17 protein-coding genes are annotated in these 19,893 nt (G+C 73.5%); 14 read left to right on the forward strand and 3 right to left on the reverse strand.

Annotated elements, in window-relative coordinates; translation table 11 throughout:
- The 10 genes from IEY93_RS21920 to IEY93_RS21970 form a co-directional block, all read left to right on the forward strand.
- Window positions 1-254, forward strand: a 254-nt coding sequence (locus IEY93_RS21920; RefSeq protein WP_189164985.1) for a methionine adenosyltransferase domain-containing protein, incomplete at its 5' end; no start/stop codon positions are given.
- A gap of 504 nt (window positions 255-758) precedes the next feature.
- Complete coding sequence (locus IEY93_RS38465; protein WP_372444516.1) at window positions 759-3,569, forward strand: primosomal protein N' family DNA-binding protein; 2,811 nt, start codon at window positions 759-761, stop codon at window positions 3,567-3,569.
- A 205-nt stretch (window positions 3,570-3,774) separates the two neighbouring features.
- On the forward strand, window positions 3,775-5,484 hold the full coding sequence (locus IEY93_RS21935; protein ID WP_189164986.1) for a hypothetical protein: 1,710 nt from the start codon (window positions 3,775-3,777) through the stop codon (window positions 5,482-5,484).
- 184 nt (window positions 5,485-5,668) lie between these two features.
- A complete protein-coding gene (locus IEY93_RS21940) occupies window positions 5,669-7,030 on the forward strand; it encodes a hypothetical protein (RefSeq protein ID WP_189164987.1) in 1,362 nt (453 codons plus the stop codon).
- Window positions 7,031-7,510: 480 nt separating this feature from the next.
- A complete protein-coding gene (def, locus tag IEY93_RS21945) occupies window positions 7,511-8,059 on the forward strand; it encodes a peptide deformylase (RefSeq protein ID WP_189164988.1) in 549 nt (182 codons plus the stop codon).
- 4 nt (window positions 8,060-8,063) lie between these two features.
- The gene (fmt, locus tag IEY93_RS21950) at window positions 8,064-9,014 is read left to right on the forward strand and encodes a methionyl-tRNA formyltransferase (RefSeq protein WP_189164989.1); all 951 of its coding nucleotides are present in this window, start codon (window positions 8,064-8,066) and stop codon (window positions 9,012-9,014) included.
- A complete protein-coding gene (locus IEY93_RS21955) occupies window positions 9,014-10,414 on the forward strand; it encodes an RsmB/NOP family class I SAM-dependent RNA methyltransferase (protein ID WP_189164990.1) in 1,401 nt (466 codons plus the stop codon). Before fmt ends, IEY93_RS21955 begins: the two co-directional genes overlap by 1 nt.
- 231 nt (window positions 10,415-10,645) lie before the next feature.
- Window positions 10,646-11,335, forward strand: a complete 690-nt coding sequence (locus IEY93_RS21960; protein WP_189164991.1) for a TetR/AcrR family transcriptional regulator — start codon at window positions 10,646-10,648, stop codon at window positions 11,333-11,335.
- Window positions 11,336-11,357: 22 nt separating this feature from the next.
- Entirely contained in the window at window positions 11,358-12,575 is a 1,218-nt protein-coding gene (locus IEY93_RS21965) for a cytochrome P450 family protein (protein ID WP_229691356.1), read from the forward strand.
- A 393-nt stretch (window positions 12,576-12,968) separates the two neighbouring features.
- The gene (locus IEY93_RS21970; protein WP_189164992.1) at window positions 12,969-15,443 is read left to right on the forward strand and encodes a hypothetical protein; all 2,475 of its coding nucleotides are present in this window, start codon (window positions 12,969-12,971) and stop codon (window positions 15,441-15,443) included.
- 107 nt (window positions 15,444-15,550) lie between these two features.
- On the opposite strand, the gene IEY93_RS21975 is transcribed toward IEY93_RS21970, so the two are convergent.
- Window positions 15,551-16,045, reverse strand: a complete 495-nt coding sequence (locus IEY93_RS21975; RefSeq protein WP_189164993.1) for a hypothetical protein — start codon at window positions 16,043-16,045, stop codon at window positions 15,551-15,553.
- A gap of 465 nt (window positions 16,046-16,510) precedes the next feature.
- Between IEY93_RS21975 and IEY93_RS21980 the strand changes: the two genes are divergently transcribed.
- On the forward strand, window positions 16,511-17,008 hold the full coding sequence (locus tag IEY93_RS21980) for an MmyB family transcriptional regulator (protein ID WP_189164994.1): 498 nt from the start codon (window positions 16,511-16,513) through the stop codon (window positions 17,006-17,008).
- Here IEY93_RS21980 and IEY93_RS21985 read toward each other — a convergent pair.
- On the reverse strand, window positions 17,005-17,337 hold the full coding sequence (locus IEY93_RS21985) for a cupin domain-containing protein (protein ID WP_189164995.1): 333 nt from the start codon (window positions 17,335-17,337) through the stop codon (window positions 17,005-17,007). The two genes, IEY93_RS21980 and IEY93_RS21985, sit on opposite strands and share 4 nt — an antisense overlap.
- 71 nt (window positions 17,338-17,408) lie before the next feature.
- Here IEY93_RS21985 and IEY93_RS21990 point away from each other — a divergent pair, with 71 nt between their 5' ends.
- From IEY93_RS21990 to IEY93_RS22000, 3 genes are read left to right on the forward strand one after another with little or no spacing between them, the layout of a single operon-like run.
- Window positions 17,409-18,359 carry a helix-turn-helix domain-containing protein gene (locus IEY93_RS21990; protein ID WP_189164996.1) on the forward strand — a complete coding sequence of 317 codons (951 nt, stop codon included), beginning with the start codon at window positions 17,409-17,411 and terminating at the stop codon, window positions 18,357-18,359.
- A gap of 38 nt (window positions 18,360-18,397) precedes the next feature.
- The gene (locus IEY93_RS21995) at window positions 18,398-18,682 is read left to right on the forward strand and encodes a DUF6247 family protein (RefSeq protein WP_203968779.1); all 285 of its coding nucleotides are present in this window, start codon (window positions 18,398-18,400) and stop codon (window positions 18,680-18,682) included.
- 3 nt (window positions 18,683-18,685) lie between these two features.
- The gene (locus IEY93_RS22000) at window positions 18,686-19,192 is read left to right on the forward strand and encodes a DUF2247 family protein (protein WP_189164997.1); all 507 of its coding nucleotides are present in this window, start codon (window positions 18,686-18,688) and stop codon (window positions 19,190-19,192) included.
- 152 nt (window positions 19,193-19,344) lie between these two features.
- Here IEY93_RS22000 and IEY93_RS38470 read toward each other — a convergent pair.
- Window positions 19,345-19,893 (reverse strand): RNA-guided endonuclease InsQ/TnpB family protein (locus IEY93_RS38470; protein WP_229691357.1); only part of this gene is annotated, 549 nt, incomplete at its 5' end.

The raw sequence follows: 19,893 nt of genomic DNA on the forward strand, positions 1-19,893 counted from the left end.
CGATCGGCAAGGCGCACCCGGTGGGTGTGTTCGTGGAGACCTTCGGCACCGAGAAGGTCGCGGTGGAGAAGATCCAGGAGGCCGTCCTGGCGGTGTTCGACCTGCGTCCGGCGGCGATCATCCGTGATCTGGACCTGCTGCGGCCGATCTACTCGCCGACCGCGGCCTACGGTCACTTCGGCCGTGAGGAGCCGAACTTCTCCTGGGAGCGCACCGACCGCGCCGACCAGCTCCGCCAGGCCGCCGGTCTCTAGCCCAGGCCTCGGCATGACCCACCGCGCGGCCGCCGGCCGCGCGGTGGCTCGGCGTCGGCCGCGCCACGGTCACCTGACCAGCGCAGCCGGTCCACCCGGGTGACGCCTCTGACCGGTGCGACCGCCGCCCGGCCCGCCCGCGGGGCGGGCGGCTGCGCCCAGAGCCCGGCTTTCCCGCCGTCTCTGTCCCTTGGCCTGGCCGGGGCGGTTCGTCCGGCGACCGGCGCGGTGGGACGCGCTGCGGCGAAGCCCACGCCGCCGTACGACCAGCAACGCGGTCACCTCACACCAAGGGCCCGCGCAGCACACTTCCCCACGGGTCAGGGGGCCTTCATCCCGGCGCCGGGTCGGCGGGATGTGGTGCCGGCGAAATCGGCGCCGCGTACGGCGGCGCGCCGGGGCGTCCCGGCACGTTGATCGGCCAGGGCCGGCGTTCCGGCTTGCCGGGCCGAGGTCGCGCGGGTTGGGTCCGAGGCGGTGGGCGACGTCTGGTAGGACCTATGGGTGACCGCAGCCAGCCCCGCCGAGGAGACTCTCGCAGTGCCGTCGTCGCTCGTCGCCGCCGGTGAGCCGGAGCCGCCGGGAGGCGCGGTGACGCAAGGGGCGCCGCATGCCGTCCCTCGCCCCGCCGAGCCCGAGGGCTTGTGGGGTGACGCGGCGGGGAAGGGCGCCGGCGTCGCCAAGGGGGCGATCGTCCCAGCGGACGAGCTGCCGATCGCCCAGGTGCTCGTGGACGTGCCGCTGCCCCATCTCGACCGGCCCTTCGACTACGTGGTGCCCGAGGCCATGGCCGCCGACGCGGTGCCCGGCTGCCGGGTCAGGGTGCGCTTCGCCGGCAAGCTCGTCGACGGCTTCCTGCTCGAACGGGTGGCCGAGAGCGAGCACGAGGGCAAGCTCGCCGCCCTGGAACGGGTGGTCTCCGCCGAGCCGGTGCTGACCCCGCAGATCGCGGCCCTGTGCCGCGCCGTGGCCGACCGTTACGCCGGGACCATGTCGGATGTCGTGCGCCTCGCCGTACCCCCGCGACACGCCAGAGCAGAGGCGGAGAGAGCCAAGCAGGACGCCGCGTCGAGGGCCGCCGAGCAGGAGACCGCCGCCGTACCGCCCGGCCGTGTCGCGGAACCCGCCGCTCGCCGGACGGAGCCTCCGGGAACGCCGGGGGTCCCCGATGCCCTTGGCGAGGCGGAAACGCCTGCCGCCCCCTGTACGGAGACCGAGGGAACGTCGCCGGCGTCCGATGCTCTCAGCGAGACCGAAGCGCCTGCCGCCCTCCGGACGCAGACCGCGGGAACGCCGGTGGCGTCCGGGGGCCCCGGCAAGGCCGAGACGCTCGCTGCTCGCGGGGCGCAGATCCCGGGCACGCCGCAGGCGCCCGAAAGAGCCGGAGCGCCCGCCGTGCCGGGGCCGAGAGACGCATCGGATCAGCGGCACCTGCGGGAGGCGGGAGAGGACCTGCCGGGCGTGGCGGGCTCATCGGGTGCGCGCGGTCCGCAAGGGGCGGGGCGACCGGACGCGGCGGATCTGCCGGGCCGGAAGGACGCGCCGGATTCGATGGACCGGTCGGCTCCGCGCAGCCTGTCAGGCCGGCGGGATGTGCCAGGGCCCCGGGACGCGTCGCGGCGGCCGAGCGTGCCGGAGCGGGAAGGTGTCCCGAGCGTGCCGGAGCGGGAGGGCGTTCCGAGCGTGGGGGAGTGGGCCGCCTATCCGCTGGGCGAGTCGTTCCTCCAGGCGCTCACCGCCGGGCGCTCCCCACGGGCGGTGTGGAACGTGCTGCCGGGTGCGGAGGCCGGCCCCAGATGGGCCGCCGGGCTCGCGGAGGCCGTCCTCGCCACCTGGCGCGGCGGCCGGGGCGCCGTGGTCGTGCTGCCCGACGGCAAGGACGTCACCCTGCTGGACGCCGCGCTGCGGCGCGTCCTCGGCGAGGGCGCGCACGTGGCGCTCACCGCCGACCTCGGGCCCGCCGAGCGCTACCGCCGGTGGCTGCGGGTGCTGCGCGGCCAGGTGCGCATCGTCGTCGGAACGCGGGCCGCCGCGTTCGCCCCGGTAGGCGATCTCGGCCTGGCCGCGATTTGGGACGACGGGGACGACCTGCACGCCGAGCGGCTCGCGCCGTACCCGCACGCGCGCGAGGTGCTGGCCCTGCGCGCCCACCAGACCGGTGCCGCCATGCTGATCGCCGGCTACGCCCGCACCGCCGAGGCGACCCGGCTCATCGCGACCGGCTGGGCGCGCCCGATCGCCGCGCCGCGCGAGACCCTGCGCAGGCACGCCCCCCGGGTCCGCCCCGCGGGCGACGACGCCGAGCTGGCCCGGGACGAGGCGGCCCGCGCCGCCCGGCTGCCCAGCTCGGCCTGGGCGGCGCTCAAGCATGGCCTGGCGAGCGGGCCGGTGCTGGTGCAGGTGCCCCGCCGCGGCTACCTGCCCGCGCTGGCCTGCCAGTCCTGCCGGGCCCAGGCCCGCTGCCGCCAGCCTCCGTATGCAGGGGCCGCGCCGCACCCGGAAGTGCCGGCCGGAGTGGACGCGCCGGCGTGCGGCGGTCCGCTCGCGCTGCGCGGCGGGCACGCAGCGCCGTACTGCCGCTGGTGCGGGCGCATCGCGGGCATGTGGCGATGCCCGTCGTGCGGGAGCAATCGCATGCGGGCCGTCGTGGTGGGCGCGCGCCGCACGGCCGAGGAGCTCGGGCGCGCCTTCCCCTCGGTCCCGGTCAAGACCTCCGGCCGGGACGGCGTGCTCGCCGAGGTCGGGCCGGCCCCCGCGCTGGTGGTGGCCACCCCGGGCGCCGAGCCGGTGGCCGAGAGAGGGTACGCGGCGGGCGTCCTGCTGGACGGGTGGGCCCTGCTCGGCCGGCCCGACCTGCGCGCCGCCGAGGAGACCCTGCGGCGCTGGATGAACGCCGCCGCCCTGCTGCGCCCGGCCGCCGAACTGGTCGTGCTCGCCGACTCGGCCGTGCTCGCCGTGCAGGCGCTGCTCCGCTGGGACCCCGTGACCCATGCCGAGCGCGAGCTGGCCGAACGCACGGTCCTCGGTTTCCCCCCGGCCGTGCGGGTGGCCACGCTCACCGGTTCGGTGAACGGGCTGCGGGAGATGCTCGCCGACCTGCGGCTGCCCGAGGGCGCTCAGGTGCTCGGCCCGGTCCCCGTCGAGCCCGCGCGGGGCGCGGCGCCGGAGGAGCCGCAGGAACGGCTGGTCGTGCGGGTGCCGCCCGCCGCGGGGGCCGCGCTCGCCCGGGCGCTGAAGGGGGCGGCCGGGGTGCGCTCGGCGCGCAAGGCCCCCGACCTGGTCCGCATCTGCGTGGACCCCATCGACCTCCTGTGACCTGGCCGTCGCTCCCTGTTCCCGCGAGGCTCTCCTTCTGCCGGACCCGCAGGTCGCGGTGCCATGATCGACGGGTCGTCGCCCGGTGGTCCGGCAGGTCGCCGGCACCGTTGCCGCCATCGGGCGCGGTGGTGTGATCAGGGGGTGCGGGCCCGTGCGGGCCGCCGATTCGCGGGAGGGGAAAGTAAGCCGTTAGTTTCTCCCTGTGTCGATCGAATGGGTGAACGGGGCCATAGAGGAGATCCGGGCCTGGGGGCGCTCCAAGGACATCGTGGTGGACGCCGACGAGGTTCGGCTCCTGTGCGACTACGCCAGCGACTATCTCGACGTCGGTGAGCTGGCGGACTTCACGCCGGGCACGTTCGAGCAGCTCCTGCTCGACATCTATCCCCGCAAGGTCATCGCGCCGCCGGAGAGCGCGGCGGAGACGGTGGCCGCCGCGCGCACGCTGGTCGACTTCCTGCTGGACAGCGGGGAGATCGGTACCAAGATGGCGGCCCGCATGCGGGCCAAGATCGACGAGATCGCGCCGCTCATGCCGGCCGCCCTCGCCGACACCACCAAGTTCGGCATGGCCAAGAGCATCTTCGGGGCGATGGGCGCCGACCGCCCCGACCCCACCGCCCTCGACGCCGGCCCGACCGGCTCCGGGGACGATCCGCTCGGCCTGTCGCCGCACCGGCTGCGCGGCGTGACCGCCGACGACGGGTGCGAGTGCCCGGGGTGCGCTCCGCTGCCCGCCGTGCGGCTCCCGCCGCCCGAGGAGGTCGCGCGGGCGGTCCGGCGGGCGGGCCTGCTGGCCGACGCGCACCGCCTCACGACCTGGATGCTCGACGGCGCGCGCACGCCCACCGTACGCGGCGCTCTGCGGGTCAGGGACGCCACGCGGGCCGCCAAGGAGCTCGGTGTCGCCGCTCCCGCCGCCGCGTGGCGGCTGGCGGTCGACCTCGGCCTGGTGGAGGTCGCCGGGACGGCGGTGTCCGCGGCCGGCGGGTTCCGCCCGCTGGAGGCCCGGGACGACCAGGAGGTGCTCGACCTGTGGGCGGCGACCGTCGCGTTCGTCACCGACGGGCCCGCCGGCGTCACCGGCGCGGCGGAGTTCGACCAGGAGCTGTACGCCGTCCACGACATGCTGTACCGCCTGCGGGCTCCGATGACCCTCGACGAGCTGCGCGAGCACCTGGAAGAGACCTGGCCGGGGGGCGAGGACCCCGGTGAGCTGGACTCCGCGCTCGCCGTCCTGGCGTCCTGCGGCACCGTCGAGCGGGTCGAGGACGCGATCCGGCTCACCCCGCAGGGCCTGTGGGGCATGCGCGAGACCTTCATCCGCATGGGCATGCCCGCGCCGGTCGCGCCCGACCCCGCCGAGGGCGACGCCGCGGGCCTGGTGGACGGGCTGCTGAGCGGGGTGGCCGCCGAGCAGGCCGAGCTCGACATCGCGGCCTGGCTCGCCCGCCGCTCCCCGCCGGAGGCCGCCCGCGAGCTGCTCGACGCGGTGCGCGGGCAGTCCGCGGCGCGTCGCGGCGTGGCCGTCACGATCATCGACCGGCTGGGGGCCGAGGCCGGGGACGCCGTACGGCCGTTCCTGGACGAGCCCGAGCTGCGCCCGCACGCCGCCGGGTGGCTGGCCGCCCGCGGCCTGGACGCGCCGCCGTTGACGCCCGAAGAGGTGCTGTGGCTGAGCGTCGACACACTGGCGCACGCCATGCCGGCGGCCGAGCACGATCCGGGGCGCTTCGCCGAGAGTCTCACGACGGCCGGGCCGGCCGCCCACACCATCGAGGAGATGTGGCAGGTCGAGCACCCGGACGTGGCCGAGGTGCTCGACCTGCTCGGCCGTCACCTGCCCGACCGCGAGGTCGCCAAGGCGGCGCGGAAGGCCGCCTTCAAGGCGCGCTCCCGCGGCATCCGCTGATCTGGCCGGCTCGCGTGAGGCGGGTCCTCGCGCGGGGCCGGTGGCGGGCCGCGTACCGTGTGATGGAGCGGCTCGTCCTTCCGGAAAGCCTGCGATGAACGTCCGATGTCACATCCGCGTGAACCTCCGGGCGAACGTCCGGAGTCGGTCATCCTGTGTGGCTGGTGTGGAGTAAGTTTCCTGAATGGCCAACAGCGGGAACGGCGGCGTCTTCGATCTTGGGGAGCTGCACAATCTCATCGATGAGCTGGGAAGCGTGTCCGGCGAGGAGCGGGAGGCGCTGCTCGCCGCGATGGCGGGGGAGAACGAGGAATGCGACTGCGGTGAATGCGAGAGCGAGGTGCTGAGCTTCCCGCCGGTCGAGCTCGCGCCCACGGCCGAGCTCGCCGAGGCCGTTCTGTCCGTGCCTCTGGTACGGGACGCGCGGCGGCTGGCCGAGTGGACCGGCATCCGGCGCGTCACTCCTGAGGGGTTCCTCTGGCCGGCCGACGCGCACGAGGCCGCCGCGCTGCTCGGGGTGGACGACGAGCGGCTGCGCCTGGTGTGGATCGTCGCGGTGAACACCGGGCTGCTGCGCATCACCCAGACGGGCGCGGCCCCGGGGCCGGCGCTGCCCGGCGACCTGATGGAGTTCTGGGACGGGGTCGTCATGGACGTCCTGGACCGCACCGACGAGGGCCTGACCGGCTCGGCGGTGACCGACGAGCACCTCACCGAGATGCTCGCCACGATCTACGCCACCAGCGACGGCATCACCTACACCGCCCTGATCGAGGGCATGCTCCAGGCCCACGAGATCGGCTGTGAGGCGCGCGCCCACGAGATGCGCCGGCTGCGCGAGGCGCTGCCCGCCGAGCTGGACGCCGCCCTCGACCTGCTCGCCTACTGCGGCCTGTTCGAGCGCACCGCCGACGGCGTACGCCTCACTCCGCTCGGCGTGTGGGCCGTCCGGCAGGACCTTCTGCGCGAGGGGCACGACGCGCCCCTGCTGTCGGAGGTCGCCTCCTACGCCGAGCTGAGCGCCGCCGAGCTGGTCGAGGCCATGCTGTCCGGGGAGGCGCCCTCCAGCGCGCCCACCCTGTGGGTGGAGCGCCGTCTCGCCGAGGACGCCGCCCGCGAGCTGATCAAGGTGGCCTCGTCCGGCACGCCGGGGCAGCGTGGCGTGATCGGCACCGTCCTCGAGGAGATGGGGCCGGAGGCCGAGCCCGCCGTGCGCGAGGCGCTGGCCGAGCCCGCCATGTGGCGGCACGCCGCCGTCTGGCTGGGCGTGCGCGAGCTGCCGGCGCCGGCGCTGACCGAGGAGGACGGCACCTGGCTCGCGGTCGACACCCTGGCCACCCTGCTGCACATCCCCGACGCCAGGGAGGCGATGGGCGAGTTCGAGGCGCTGGAGGCGGGGGAGGAGCTGCTGCGCCTGGTCGAGGACATCAGCCGCAGCACCCATCCGGACGCCATCGCCGTCCTTGAGCTGCTCGGCGCCCACCATCCCGAGGCCGCCGTGGCCAAGGCCGCCCGCAAGGCCGCCATGAAGGCCCGCTCCCGCTGACCACCGCCCCTCCCGCTCTCGGCTCGGGCCATGGCATCGAGCCGGCGCCACGGGCCGAACAAGACGGCCGTACCGGCTCAAGGCCCCGCCGGCCGGCATCCGGACGAGCGGCCGGCCCCGGCCTGGGGCCCGCCAGGCCAGGGCCCCGGTCGAGGATGTCCCCCAGCGATCGTCCGGACCGCCGGGACCCGCCCGCTACTCGCACCGGTCCGGGTTCGTGCCTCCCGTGGGCCCGGGCCGGCCGTGCCCATGGGCCCGGCAGTGCCGCTGCGACCAGGCGCACGAATGGGAGCGCGGCCGGGCCGGGCGTGCGCCGGGACGAGCCGTACGCCCTGGGGCGGTCCCTTCGGCCGACGACCGGGGGTGCGGCCCGGTTCCGGGACGGGCTTTCGCGCCGCGATTCGATCGCAGGCGGGGGCGGGCGCGGCGCGCCCATAAACTAGAGAGACCTTCAATTCAGGACGTGAAACGGAGTCTTCCGTGGCCATACAGCCGATCCGCCTGTTCGGCGATCCGGTGCTGCGCACCCCCGCGGAGCCGGTCAAGGATTTCGACAAGGAGCTCCGCAAGCTCGTCAAGGACCTCACCGACACGATGATGGACGCGCCCGGCGCGGGCCTGGCCGCGCCGCAGATCGGCGTGGGCCTGCGCGTGTTCACCTACTACGTGGACGAGACGCTGGGCCACCTGATCAACCCCACCCTCGACCTGTCGGACGATAAGGACGAAGAGGGCGAAGAGGGCTGTCTGTCCTTCCCCGGCCTCACCTTCCCGACGCCGCGCGCCATCCGGGCCGTCGCCAAGGGCTTCGACATGCACGGCGAGCCGGTCACCATCGAGGGCACCGACCTGCTCGCCCGGTGCGTCCAGCACGAGACCGACCACCTCGACGGCGTGCTGTTCATCGACCGGCTGGACGCCAAGCAGCGCAAGCTCGCGATGAAGGCCATCCGCGAGGCCGAGTGGAGCGGCCTGGCCGCGCCCGCCGTCAAGTTCTCGCCGCACGCCACTCAAGGGAAGGCCATCTAGCACCGTGCGTCTCGTCTTCGCCGGAACCCCGCAGACCGCCCTGCCGCCGCTGCGGGCGCTGCTCGACTCGCCGCGGCACGAGGTGGTGGCCGTCGTCACCAGGCCGGACGCCCAGTCCGGCCGGGGGCGCAAGGTCCACCCCAGCCCGGTGGCCGAGCTGGCCGAGGCGGCCGGCATCGAGGTCCTGCGCCCGGTCAAGGCGGGCGATCCGGAGTTTCTGGCCCGGCTCAAGGAGCTCGACCCCGACTGCTGCCCGGTCGTCGCCTACGGCGCGCTTCTTCCGCAGTCCGCGCTGGACATTCCGCGCCGCGGCTGGATCAACCTGCACTTCTCGCTGCTGCCCGCCTGGCGGGGCGCGGCTCCGGTGCAGCACGCCGTCCTGCACGGCGACCCGATCACCGGCGCCGCCACGTTCCAGATCGTCAAGGAGCTCGACGCCGGCCCGGTGTACGGGGTGGTGACCGAGGAGATCAGGCCCGCCGACACCAGCGGCGAGCTGCTGGCCCGCCTGGCGGAGTCCGGCGCGGGGCTGCTGGCGGCCACTCTGGACGGGGTGGAGGACGGCACACTGGAGGCGCGCCCGCAGCCCGCCGAGGGGGTCAGCTACGCACCGAAGATCGAGGTGACCGACGCCAGGGTCGACTGGTCCGCGCCCGCGATGCGCGTCGACCGGCTGGTGCGCGCCTGCACGCCGAGCCCCGGGGCGTGGACCGAGTTCCGTGGCGCCCGGCTCAAGCTCGGCCCGGTGCGTCCGGTGCCCGACCCGTCCGCCGAGATCACCGGCCTGGGCGCGCTCGCCCCCGGCGAGATCGCCGTCGCCAAGGACATCGTGCTGGTGGGCACCGCCAGCCACCCGGTGCGGCTCGGCGAGGTCCAGCCGCAGGGCAAGCGCCAGATGACCGCGGGCGAGTGGGCGCGCGGCGTGCGTCCCTCGGCCGCCGATCGGCTCGCCTGATGGCCCCGCCCACCCGGCGCGGCGGCCGTCCCGGCGGTCGCAGGCCGCGCGCCACCCCGGTGCGCGACGAGGCCCGCAACGCCGCCTACGACCTGCTGCGCGCCGTCGACGAGCGTGACGCGTACGCCAACCTGCTGATGCCCACGCTGTTGCGCGAGCGCGGCCTGTCCGGCCGCGACGCCGCCCTGGCCACCGAGCTGGCGTACGGCACCCTGCGCGGGCTCGGCACCTACGACGAGATCGTCGCCGCGTGCAGCGACCGGCCGCCCGAGGACATCGACCCGCCGCTGCTGGACGCCATCCGGCTCGGCGTCCACCAGCTCCTCAAGACGAGGGTGCCCCCGCACGCCGCCGTCAGCGCGACCGTCGACCTGGTGCGCCTGCGCGTCGGCACCGGCGCCTCGCGGTTCGCCAACGCCATCCTGCGCAAGGTCGCCACCCGCGACTTCGACGCGTGGGTGGCCATCGTCGCGCCCGACGCGGAGCAGGACCCGGTCGGCCACCTCGCCGTCGCCTACAGCCATCCGCGGTGGATCACCTCGGCGCTGCGCGACGCCGTCGGTGGCGGCACCGGCGAGACCGCCGCGCTGCTGGCCGCCGACAACGAGCGCCCGGTCGTCACCCTGGTCGCCTGGCCGGGCCGCAGCACCGTGGGCGAGCTGCTGGACGCGGGCGCCGTCGCGGGTCGCTACTCGCCCTACGCCGCCTACCTGCCCGAGGGCGACCCCGGTGCCATCGAGGCCGTGGCGCAGGGCCGCGCGGCCGTCCAGGACGAGGCCAGCCAGCTCGTCGCGCTCGCCCTGACCCGCGTGCCGATCGACGGCCCCGACGACCTGTGGCTGGACATGTGCGCCGGCCCGGGCGGCAAGGCAGGGCTGCTCGACGCGCTCGCCGTCCAGAACGACCGCCGGCTGCTCGCCGCCGACCAGCGGTTCCACCGGGCCCGGCTGGTCTGGCGGGCGACCCGCCGGGCCGGGGTCATCACCGCCGACGGCACCGCTCCCGCCTGGCGCGAGGGCGTGTTCGACCGCGTGCTGGTCGACGCGCCGTGCACCGGCCTCGGTGCGCTGCGCCGCCGTCCCGAGGCACGCTGGCGGCGGTCGGCCGACAGCGTGCGCGAGCTCGGCGGCCTGCAGCGGCGGTTGCTCGGCTCGGCACTGGACGCCGTCCGCCCCGGCGGCGTGGTCGCGTACGTGACGTGTTCGCCGCACCTGGCCGAGACCCAGGCCGTGGTCGGCGACGTGGTCAAGCGCCATGGCGGCGTCGAGGTGCTGGACGCCCCCGCGTTCCTGCGCGAGGTGGACGACCTCGGCGAGGGCCCCTACGCGCAGTTCTGGCCGCACCGCCACCACACCGACGCCATGTTCCTCGCCCTGCTCCGCAGGCATTCCACCGGCTGACCCGCGCACCTTCCCCCGAAGCGTCCCACCGCCGGACCGGCCGGTGTCCTGGCCGCCACCAGGCCCGATCCGGCGGCGGTGGCGCGCGAGCATGAACCGGCGCCGGCGTTCCGGAGCATCGCCGGTATCCACCGAACCCACCCAGCCCTCTCGCGGTGCGCCGCGAGAGGGCGTATCTTTGACCGCGTGACCCGATTTGAGAATCCGGTCAACGGGTCATGAGGAGAGCCGATGAGCGACGAGCGGGCCGACTGGATCCTGGACGCCGCCGGGGAGCTGCTGGTCGCCTGGGGGTACCGGCGGGTGACGATCGAAGATGTCGCGCGCCGCGCCGGGATCGGCAAGGGAACGGTCTACCTGCACTTCAAGACCAAGGAGATGCTGTTCCTCACCGTGGTGATGCGTGAGCAGGTACGGCTGATCGACCGGTTCGTCGCCGCGTTCGGCGCGGATCCGTCCCTCGCGCTGCCGAGCCAGCTGGCCAGGCTGGCGTACCTGTGGGTGCACGAGGACCCGATCATCCACGTGATCGTCACCGGGGACCCGGAGACGCTCGGTGCGCTCGTCCGCAGCGGCGCCGACCAGCTCGGCCCGCTGATGAAGACGCGCCGGCGGACGATCGCCGGCTACTTCGCGGTCATGCGCGAGCACGGTGTCGTCCGCGACGACCTGGCCCCCGAGGCGCTCCTGCACGCCTACACCGCGATCCTCACCGGCTTCCTGACCGTGGACCCCTACCACGTGGACGGCGAGATGCCGCTTGAGGCCAAGGCCGAGCTGCTCGCCTACACCGTCCGGTCGTCCTTCGAGGACCCGGACGCGGCCGGACGCGTGGGCCGGGCCGTGCCGCAGGTGATCGAGCTCTACCGGAACCTGCGCGAACTGCTGATCGAGGAGATCAGCCGTCGGAAACTCCCCTGAACCTCACCTGAGTGGAGGCATCGTGAACGCCGTCAACCTGATGGACCCGGCACTCATGCAGGACCCCTTCGGCGGCTTCGCCCGCATCCGGGAGGAGGGGCCGCTGGTCAAGGGCTCCTTGGCCAGAGGCACCGACCCGGTGTGGCTGGTCACCCGCTACGAGGACGTGAAGCAGGTGCTCGGCGACACCCGGTTCGTCAACGACCCGGCGAGCGTGCCCGGCAAGGAGGTGGGCGACATCCGCGAGCAGGTCATCGCGGCCAGGGGCATCGACCCCGACCTCGCCCCGTACATCCTGGACAGCATCCTCGACGCGGACGGCGCCGACCACCTCCGGCTACGGCGCCTGGTCTCCCGCGAGTTCACCGCCCGCCGGGTGCTCGACCTGCGCCCCCGGATGGCCGAGATCACCGAGTCGCTGCTCGACCGGCTGGACCACGAGACCGACCTGATCGAGAACTTCGCCTACCCGCTGCCGATCACGGTCATCTGCGAGCTGGTCGGCGTGCCCGAGGAGGACCGTCCCACCTGGCGCGAGCAGGGCAAGGCCATGATGACCATGGCTCCGGGCGCGATGAACGCACCGCTGCGGGAGATCATCGAGCTGACCCGGAGCCTGATCGGACGGCGGCGCGCGGAACCGGGAGGCGACCTGCTGTCGGCCTTGATCCGCACCCACGACGAGGACGGCGACAGGCTGAGCGACCTCGAACTGATCACCATGGTCCTCACCCTGATCCTGGCCGGGCACGAGACGACCGCGCATCTGATCGGCAACGGCACCCTGGCGCTCCTCACCCACCCCGACCAGCTCGACCTGGTGAAGAAGGACCCGGGGCTGTGGCCGCGCGCCGTACACGAGCTGATGCGCTGGTGCGGGCCGGTGCACGGCACCCGGATGCGGTACGCCGCCGAGGACGTCGAGATCGGCGGACAGACGATCAAGAAGGGCGAGAGCGTCGTCGCGATCCTGGTGAGCGCCAACCTCGACCCGCGCCGCTTCGACGACGCCGAACGGCTCGACGTGACCCGCGAGCAGGACTCCCGGCGTGAGGTGCACGTGGGCTTCGGCCACGGCCTGCACTACTGCCTGGGCGCGGCGCTGGCCCGCACCGAGGCGGAGATCGCGTTCAACGCGCTGTTCCGCCGGTTCCCCGGCCTCGCCCTGGCCGGTGAACCGGAGCGGCAGTACATGCCGATGTCCTGGCGCCTCGCCAAGCTCCCTGTCCGGCTGTCCTGACGCAGGTCCCGGCCCGCCGCCGCCCCGGGCTCGCCGGCGGCGGGCCGGCACCGCGAGCGCTCGGCGGTCGATGGGGACGGCGGGGCGCCGCGCCTGATCTCGGGCCGCACCGCCACCACACCGGCGCCATCTGCCTCGCCTCCCCTGCACCGCACTGAGCCGGGAACGGCATTCCGCCGTGCTTTCCGGATATCGTCCGGGCGCGCTTTGGAACTCGATGGAAAGGCTGGGAAAGACCGGCCGAAACGGTGGCGACGGCTGCGATTCCGGATTTCCCGGCGCCCGGAAATCCGGTGCGGAAGGGAAAGCCGGAGTCGCGGTCGACGAAGGTACAACGGCCCTGTTGTGCCGGGTGGAACGCCGCGCAGCATGTCCCCGGAGGCGAGGGGCGTGATGCGACGATATACGGCGTCGAGCTGGCCGGTGCTGGTCGGCGTCGCGCTGGTCATGGCGATCGTGTCGACCGTGGCGGGCAGGGATCCCAGTTTCTGGGCCTCGGTGGTGGCCGCTGTGGCGGGGACGATCGCCGGCATGCTGGCGGAGAGCCCGGGGGCCGCGCCCTCGGAGCCTGCGGCCCGTCCTGGGGCCGACGACTTGTACCGCGACGACGCCGGCAGGCTGCCGGTGGTGCGCGAGCTCGCGGACGCGGTGGCGCTGGGCGTCCACCCGGCCGCGGTCCCGCGTGCCGGCGGTGGCCAGGTGCCTCCGTTCGTCCGCCGCGATCTCAGTGGCACCATCGAGCGGGCGATCGGCGAGAGCGGTTTCGTACTGATCGTCGGCGACTCGACCGCGGGGAAGTCTCGTGCCGCGTACGAGGCGGTCCACGCCTGCCTTCCCGGCCATCGGCTCGTCTATCCGCTGAACCGGGCCGCCTTCCCCGCGGCGGTGCGCGCGGCCGGGCGGGAACGGTGCGCGTTGCTGTGGCTGGACGACCTCGAGCGTTACGTCGACGCCGACGAGTTCACGGCGCAGACGTTCCGGGTGCTGCTGTCCAGGCGCCGGGGCGCGGTACGGATCGTGGCCACGTTGCGGGCCAGGGAGCGGGCCGCGTTCAGTCCGCAGTGCGACAACGCCGTGCAGGGCGGGGCCGAGATCCGGCGCAAGGTGCGTGAGGTCCTGGCCCTGGCCCACGAGGTGCACCTGCCCCGCCGCTGGTCCGCCGAGGAGGTCCGGCAGGCCGCCGAGAGCCGGGACGAGCGGCTGAGCACCGCCTCCGCCCATGCGGGGAGGTTCGGCGTGGCAGAGTACCTCGCCTCCGGTCCCCGGCTCTACCAGGACTGGCAGGACGCCCTGTCGGGCAGCGGCGTCCCGGTACGGCCGGGCGTCGGAGGACCACGGGCCGCCGCCCTGGTCGCGGCGGCGGTCGACGCGCGCCGCGCCGGCTACCACGCGCCGCTCCCGCTCCCCGTGCTGCGGCGTCTGCACGAGCACTACCTCGCCACGATCGGCGGGCCGTCCGTCCGTCCCGAGCCCTGGGAGCGGGCCCTGGAGTGGGCCACCGAGCCGCTGTACGGCACCAGCAGCCTGCTCATGCCCGGCGACGGCGCCCAGGAGGACGAACAGGAGGCTTACCTGGCGTTCGACTACCTGCCGGACGCCGTGGACGCCGGGACCCACCCATCCCCGATCCCTCGCGGGACCTGGGACATCCTGGTGGAACACGGCGAACCGCGCGACTGCCTCGGCATCGGGCGCTCCGCCTTCGACCGCGGTCTGTACGAGGTCGCCGAGGCGGCCTTCCGCAAGGGCTGGACGGTGGCGAACCTCGACGCCGCGGCGGAACTGGCCAACTGCCTCGGCTGGACCGGCCGGCACAGGGCGGCGCTGGACGTTCTGGAGGCGGCGGCCGACCTCGCGGAGGTCCTGCCCGGCGCCGATCCCGACCGCCTTCGCAGCCTCGAACTCGACATGGCGTTCTGGATGGCGGTGAACGGCGACGGTGTCGGTGCCCTGCCGCTCGTCCGCCGGCTCACCGAGGAGATCGCGGCGCTGCGTGGAGAACACGACCCGCAGGCCCTCTTCGCGCGGGTCGGGCTTTCGCGGTGCCTCGGGTTGACCGGCCGGGGGCAGGACGCTCTGCTTCTGGCGCGCGACACGGCGGCGACCGCCCGGAGCGTCCTCGGTGAGGCGCACGAGGTCACGGCGAGCGCCGTCTTCGAGGTCGCCGTGGCGACGGCGCGGCTCGGCGACTTCGCCGGCGCGCTGGAGCTGTGGCGGGCCGCGCTCGACGAGCGGATCAGGCTGGACGGGCCGGACTCGCAGTGGCACATCGACTACTACTGGGCCATCGCCGACATGCTCGGCGAATGCGGTGATCCCCACGCCGCCAAGGCGGCCGCCGAGCGCGCGGTGGAGCTGGCCGGTAGGTACGTCGCCCCCGGCCACACGCGCCACTGGTCCACCCAATGCTGCCTGGCCCGCTGGACCGCCCTGGCGGGCGACCCGGAAGCCGGGCTCGGACTGGCCGACGGCCTGCTCACCGAGGCCACCCGGATGCACGGATTCCGGCATCCGGAGACCCTGCAGTGCCGGCACGTCCGCGCTCAGATCATGTACGAACTCGGCCGTTTCCTGCAGGCATGCCTGGAGTGGGAGCGGCTCATCGAGGACGCGCGGGCCGTAGCGGCGGCGGAGGCGGAACTGCTCCTGGACTGCCGGGCGGAGGTCGCCCGGTGCATGTACCGGCTCGGCGCCCACACCCAGGCCGTCGCGCGGCTGCGCGCCGTGATCGTGGATTACGCGCTGATCTTCGGACCCCAGAACCGGGGCACGGCCTCCTGGACCAGAAAGCTCGCCGCCCTCAGCGGGGAACCCGGCGACGCATCCGCCGCCACGGCCTCCCCGCCCGCCCGCCTCGACCATCGCTGACCCGGCGCCGCTGATCCGCCGCCTACGTCGGGCGCGGGCGCCGCGACGAACCTGCGCCGCCGCCTCAGCGGGCGCGGTCCATCATGGTGACCCGTCTTCGCCGGACGTCACGCGTGTCCCGCCGTCATGTACTGCACGGCGAAGGCCCCGATCGCGTGCTGGTTGTGGCGGAGAAACCCGATCACCCCGGCGAGGGCCTGGGCGAGGCTGTCGGCGCGCACACCTGCGGCGAGGTGGTACAGGTTCGGTGTGCCGACGTCGCCGATGGGGCCGGCGATGGTGATCTGCGTTCTCCTCTCCAGCTCACGGATCTGGCGCAGGGTGGTGTCCGGGATCGGGCGAGCCGTGGTGAAGTGCACCAGGGCGACCATCAGTGACCCCGCCGGCTGCCTCGACAGCGAATACGGCGGCTCGGTCCGCTGCGTGGCCTCGATGACGTCCTGATGGCAATCGACGCACCCTGCCATGGCGTGGATGCGGTGCGGGCACGCCCAGAACCCGCCGAGTTCGCCGGCGTCGGGCACGTGCGGGTCTTCCTCGCGGCGTGCCCGCTCGGGGAAGCCGTCGACGCTGAGCGCCGGACGGCCGGGATGACTGTTCACCAAGACCTTTCGAACTGCGGAGGGATCGGTACTACGACTTTATTCAGCTCTCCGACACCCACGACCACCGGAGGTGAGTAGGTGAAGACCCAGACCCGGCTGCGATGACGTTCGGCGGCAAGGAGCACCCGGTGCAAAGCACTCATGGGGCGCTCGGGCAGGACGAAGTGGACCGGATCGTCGGCACGGCACGCGACGCCGGGACGACTTCATCGACACGGCCGACCTCTACGCCGACGGCGAGAGCGAGCGGTTGCCCGGAGGGCGATCGGGCTGCGCCGGCGGGACGTGCTGATCGCCACCAAGCTGTGGGCTTGGGCCGAACTGCTCACCCGGCGCGCCGTCCCGGGCCGGCGATGTACGGCTCGGCGACGTTCGGCGTCAACGCGTTCAGCGAGCCCCCGAGTGCGTGCGGATCAGCGCTCGGACCGGGCGGCGCGGACGTGCGTCTACAGCACGCGGACGATGGCGATCATCCTGGCCACCAACCCGCTCGCCCGGGCGCTGTACACCGACTTCGAGGCGCTGCCCCGGCGCGAGCGGAACATGGCCCGCTACATCTTCCTCGACGAGGGCGCCCGCGACCTGTACGCCGACTGGGCGGGCGTCGCGCGCACCAGCGTCGCCGCGCTGCGGCAGTACGCCGGACGGCACCCGCACGACCCGCGACTCGCCGAACTCGTCGGCGAGCTGTCGGCGCGCGACCCGGACTTCCGCACCTGGTGGGCCGACCACGACATCGCGCGGCGCACGTACGGCCGCAAGACCTTCCACCATCCGCTGGTCGGCGACCTCACTCTCGACTACGAGGCCCTGGCCGTCACCGGCGACCCCGACCAGACCCTCGGCATCTACACCGCCGAACCAGGCACCCCCTCCGATCAGGCCCTCCGCCTCCTCACCACCCTGACCAGCCCTTCGCTCCGGAAGCGGGCCGGTCCTGAGACACCGCGCGTGATCTAGCCTTCCGGGTAGAAGAGGAACAGTGTGCAGCCCGTCGTGGTCTGCGGGACGTGCGAAGAACCCGCGGGGGCATGGATGAACGTACCGGCCGGGTAGTCCCGGTCGCCGTCGTTGAAGGTGCCGGAGACCACGAACACCTCCTCGGGCCCCGGTTCGTGAACGTCGACCCCCTGCCAGCAGGTATTCGGGTCCATCTCCAGGACGAACGCCTTCGCGCCGTCGTCCCCGGCCCACAACGGGCGCAGCCGGATGCCGGGGAAGACGTCGCGGACCGGGGCGTCCTGTACGGCGGACCACACATACGCCGACGTGTTCTGCTCTGTCGTCATGGGCTCAGCCTGGCGGCCGATCACCGGCTGCGCCGAGTGTCAGAAAAGACGTCATGCGGTACTTTCCTGCCATGCATCGCGTGATGGCCCTCGTCCGCCCACGGCAGTCGACCTTCGAACTCGCCTGCGCCGCCCAGGTGTTCGGGATCGAGCGGCCGGAACTTCCGACGCGGTACGCCTTCGGCGTGTGCACCGAGCGCCCCGGCCAGGTCGCGACGCGCGCCGGGTACGACATGCTGGTGGCCGACGGGCTGGACGCACTCGACCGGGCGGACACCGTGATCATCCCGGGCTGGCCGCCCACCGAGGAGCCGCCCTCACCCGCGATCGTCCGCGCCCTGGTCCGCGCGCACGCCGGCGGGTCCCGCGTGGTCGGCATCTGCTCCGGCGCCTTCGCGCTGGCGCACGCCGGCCTGCTGGACGGACGCCGGGCGACGACGCATTGGGCGCTGGCGGACGAGCTCAGCGCGCGCTTCCCGAACGTCCAGGTCGACCCGCACGTGCTGTACGTGGACAACGGTGACGTGGCCACCAGCGGCGGCGCCGCGGCCGGCATCGACCTGTGCATGCACCTGGTGCGCCGTGACCAGGGCGCCCGGTACGCCGCGCACATCGCACGGACCATGGTCATGCCGCCGCACCGCGAGGGCGGCCAGTCGCAGTACTCCGCGCCACCGCACCCCGCACAGTTCGACGGCACGCTCGCCCCGTTGCTGGAGTGGGTCACCGGGAGACTCGGCGAACCGGTGACCGTCGGGAGCATGGCCGCGCACGCGGGCATCTCGGTACGTACCCTCGCCCGGCGGTTCGCCGATCAGCTCGGCGTCAGCCCGGGGCAGTGGCTGCTCGCTCAGCGGATCGCCACGGCCCGGGACCTGCTGGAATCCTCCGACCTCCCCGTGGACGCCGTCGCCCGCCGCGCCGGTCTCTCCTCGGCCACCAACCTCCGCCGGCGCTTCCTCGCCACCCTCGGCACCACCCCAGGCGCCTACCGCCGAGCCTTCCGCACCGAACCACGATGACCCCGCGTGCCGCCCTTCGCCGGGCTAGGCTTGGATGCGTGACGGCTGACCAGATGCGCGATGCCGTTCACGACCCGGCGGAGATCCTGCGCATCCTGCCCGAGGCGTGGCACGAGCCGTTCCTCAGCGATCACCGCAGCGCCTTGGACGCCGCGCACGAGGTCTGGCGGTTTCGGCAGCTTCGCGACCTCCTGCACACCTGGCGGCTGCGCGCCTTGGCCCTTGCCGACCCCGGTTTCGAGCGGGCGGCGCAGGCCGCCCGCGAGGGCCGCTCGAAGGAGTTCGTTCCGGCGGGGCAGATCATCCCAGGCTGGCACGAATAGACCATGAGCGGTTCGGCGGGCTTCAGGATTTCGGCGGACTTCGTCTCGGCACGAGTCGCGCTCACCTGGGCGGAGCTGGTCTGCGGGTACCGGAAGGGATGGCTCGCTCTGGACGCGCTGACCGAACTCACCGAAGCCGGATCTGCGGCAGCGCCGGGCCTGCCCACCGAGGAGGAGCGGCTGTACCTCTTCTCCAGCGAGATCGAAGACAGGGTGAACGCCGCCGTCGCGGCGGCGGACGTCGACTGCGATGATCCAGAGCCGAACAAGGTCTGGATGTACCTGGCACTCGCGAGGCTCTACGAACGCCGTGACACCGTGTCCGGATTCTGGGAGGTCATCGAGATGATCTGGTCGGATCACGGTTACCCGGACGAAGCCTCGGCGTTCATCTACTACATGCCCCCGCCTCCGGGGGAGGAGTACGGGAAGCCGGCCATGCTCCGCAGACTGGAGACGTACCTGGAAGAGCAGGCGCGGCGCTACCGCAGTCGGCGTACCCCCGATTAGTGCCGGACGCGGCCGGTGGCCCGCTGGAAGCCGTTCGGAGAATCTCACTGATCCTCGTTCCTGCTTCGTTGGCATCTGCCTCGATGGCTCGGGGTCTCACGTCGCCTCCACAGGCGTTTTGCGTCTCCGGGGAACTGCCCGGCGACGTGGAGCTAGGCGGCTTGCCGCTCGAGTCGCATGGCGGCGAGCAGGTTGCGGGCGGCGTTGACGTCCCGGTCGTGCTCAAGACCGCACCTGCATGTCCACGTCCGGTCGGCGAGCGTGAGGTCTCCATTGACAGCTCCGCAGCCGCTGCACAGTCTCGAGGACGGGAACCAGCGGTCAGCCGCCCACAGGCTCGAGCCGTACCACCGGGTCTTGTACTCGAGCCGGCGGAAGAACTCGCCGAACCCGAGGTCGCAGATCGCTCGGGCGAGCCGCCGGTTCTTCACCATCCCGGCGACGTTGAGTGTTTCCACGGCGATGGCCCGCTTGGTTCTCGCGAGCATCGTCGTGGTCTTGTGCAGGAAGTCCGCCCGCTGGTTTGCCACCTGGAGGTGAACCCTGCCGAGCCGCTTTGCCGCTTTGGCCCGGTTGCTCGAGCCGGGCTGTTTCCTCGCGACCGCCTTGTTCGCCTTCCGCAGCTTGCGGAGTGCGCCCTTGAGTGGCTTGGGGGCGTGGACCTCGGTGATGGTGCCGTCGTCGTCCACGATCGTGGCGAA

Source organism: Sphaerisporangium melleum (assembly GCF_014646695.1).
Taxonomy (GTDB): Bacteria; Actinomycetota; Actinomycetes; order Streptosporangiales; family Streptosporangiaceae; genus Sphaerisporangium; species Sphaerisporangium melleum.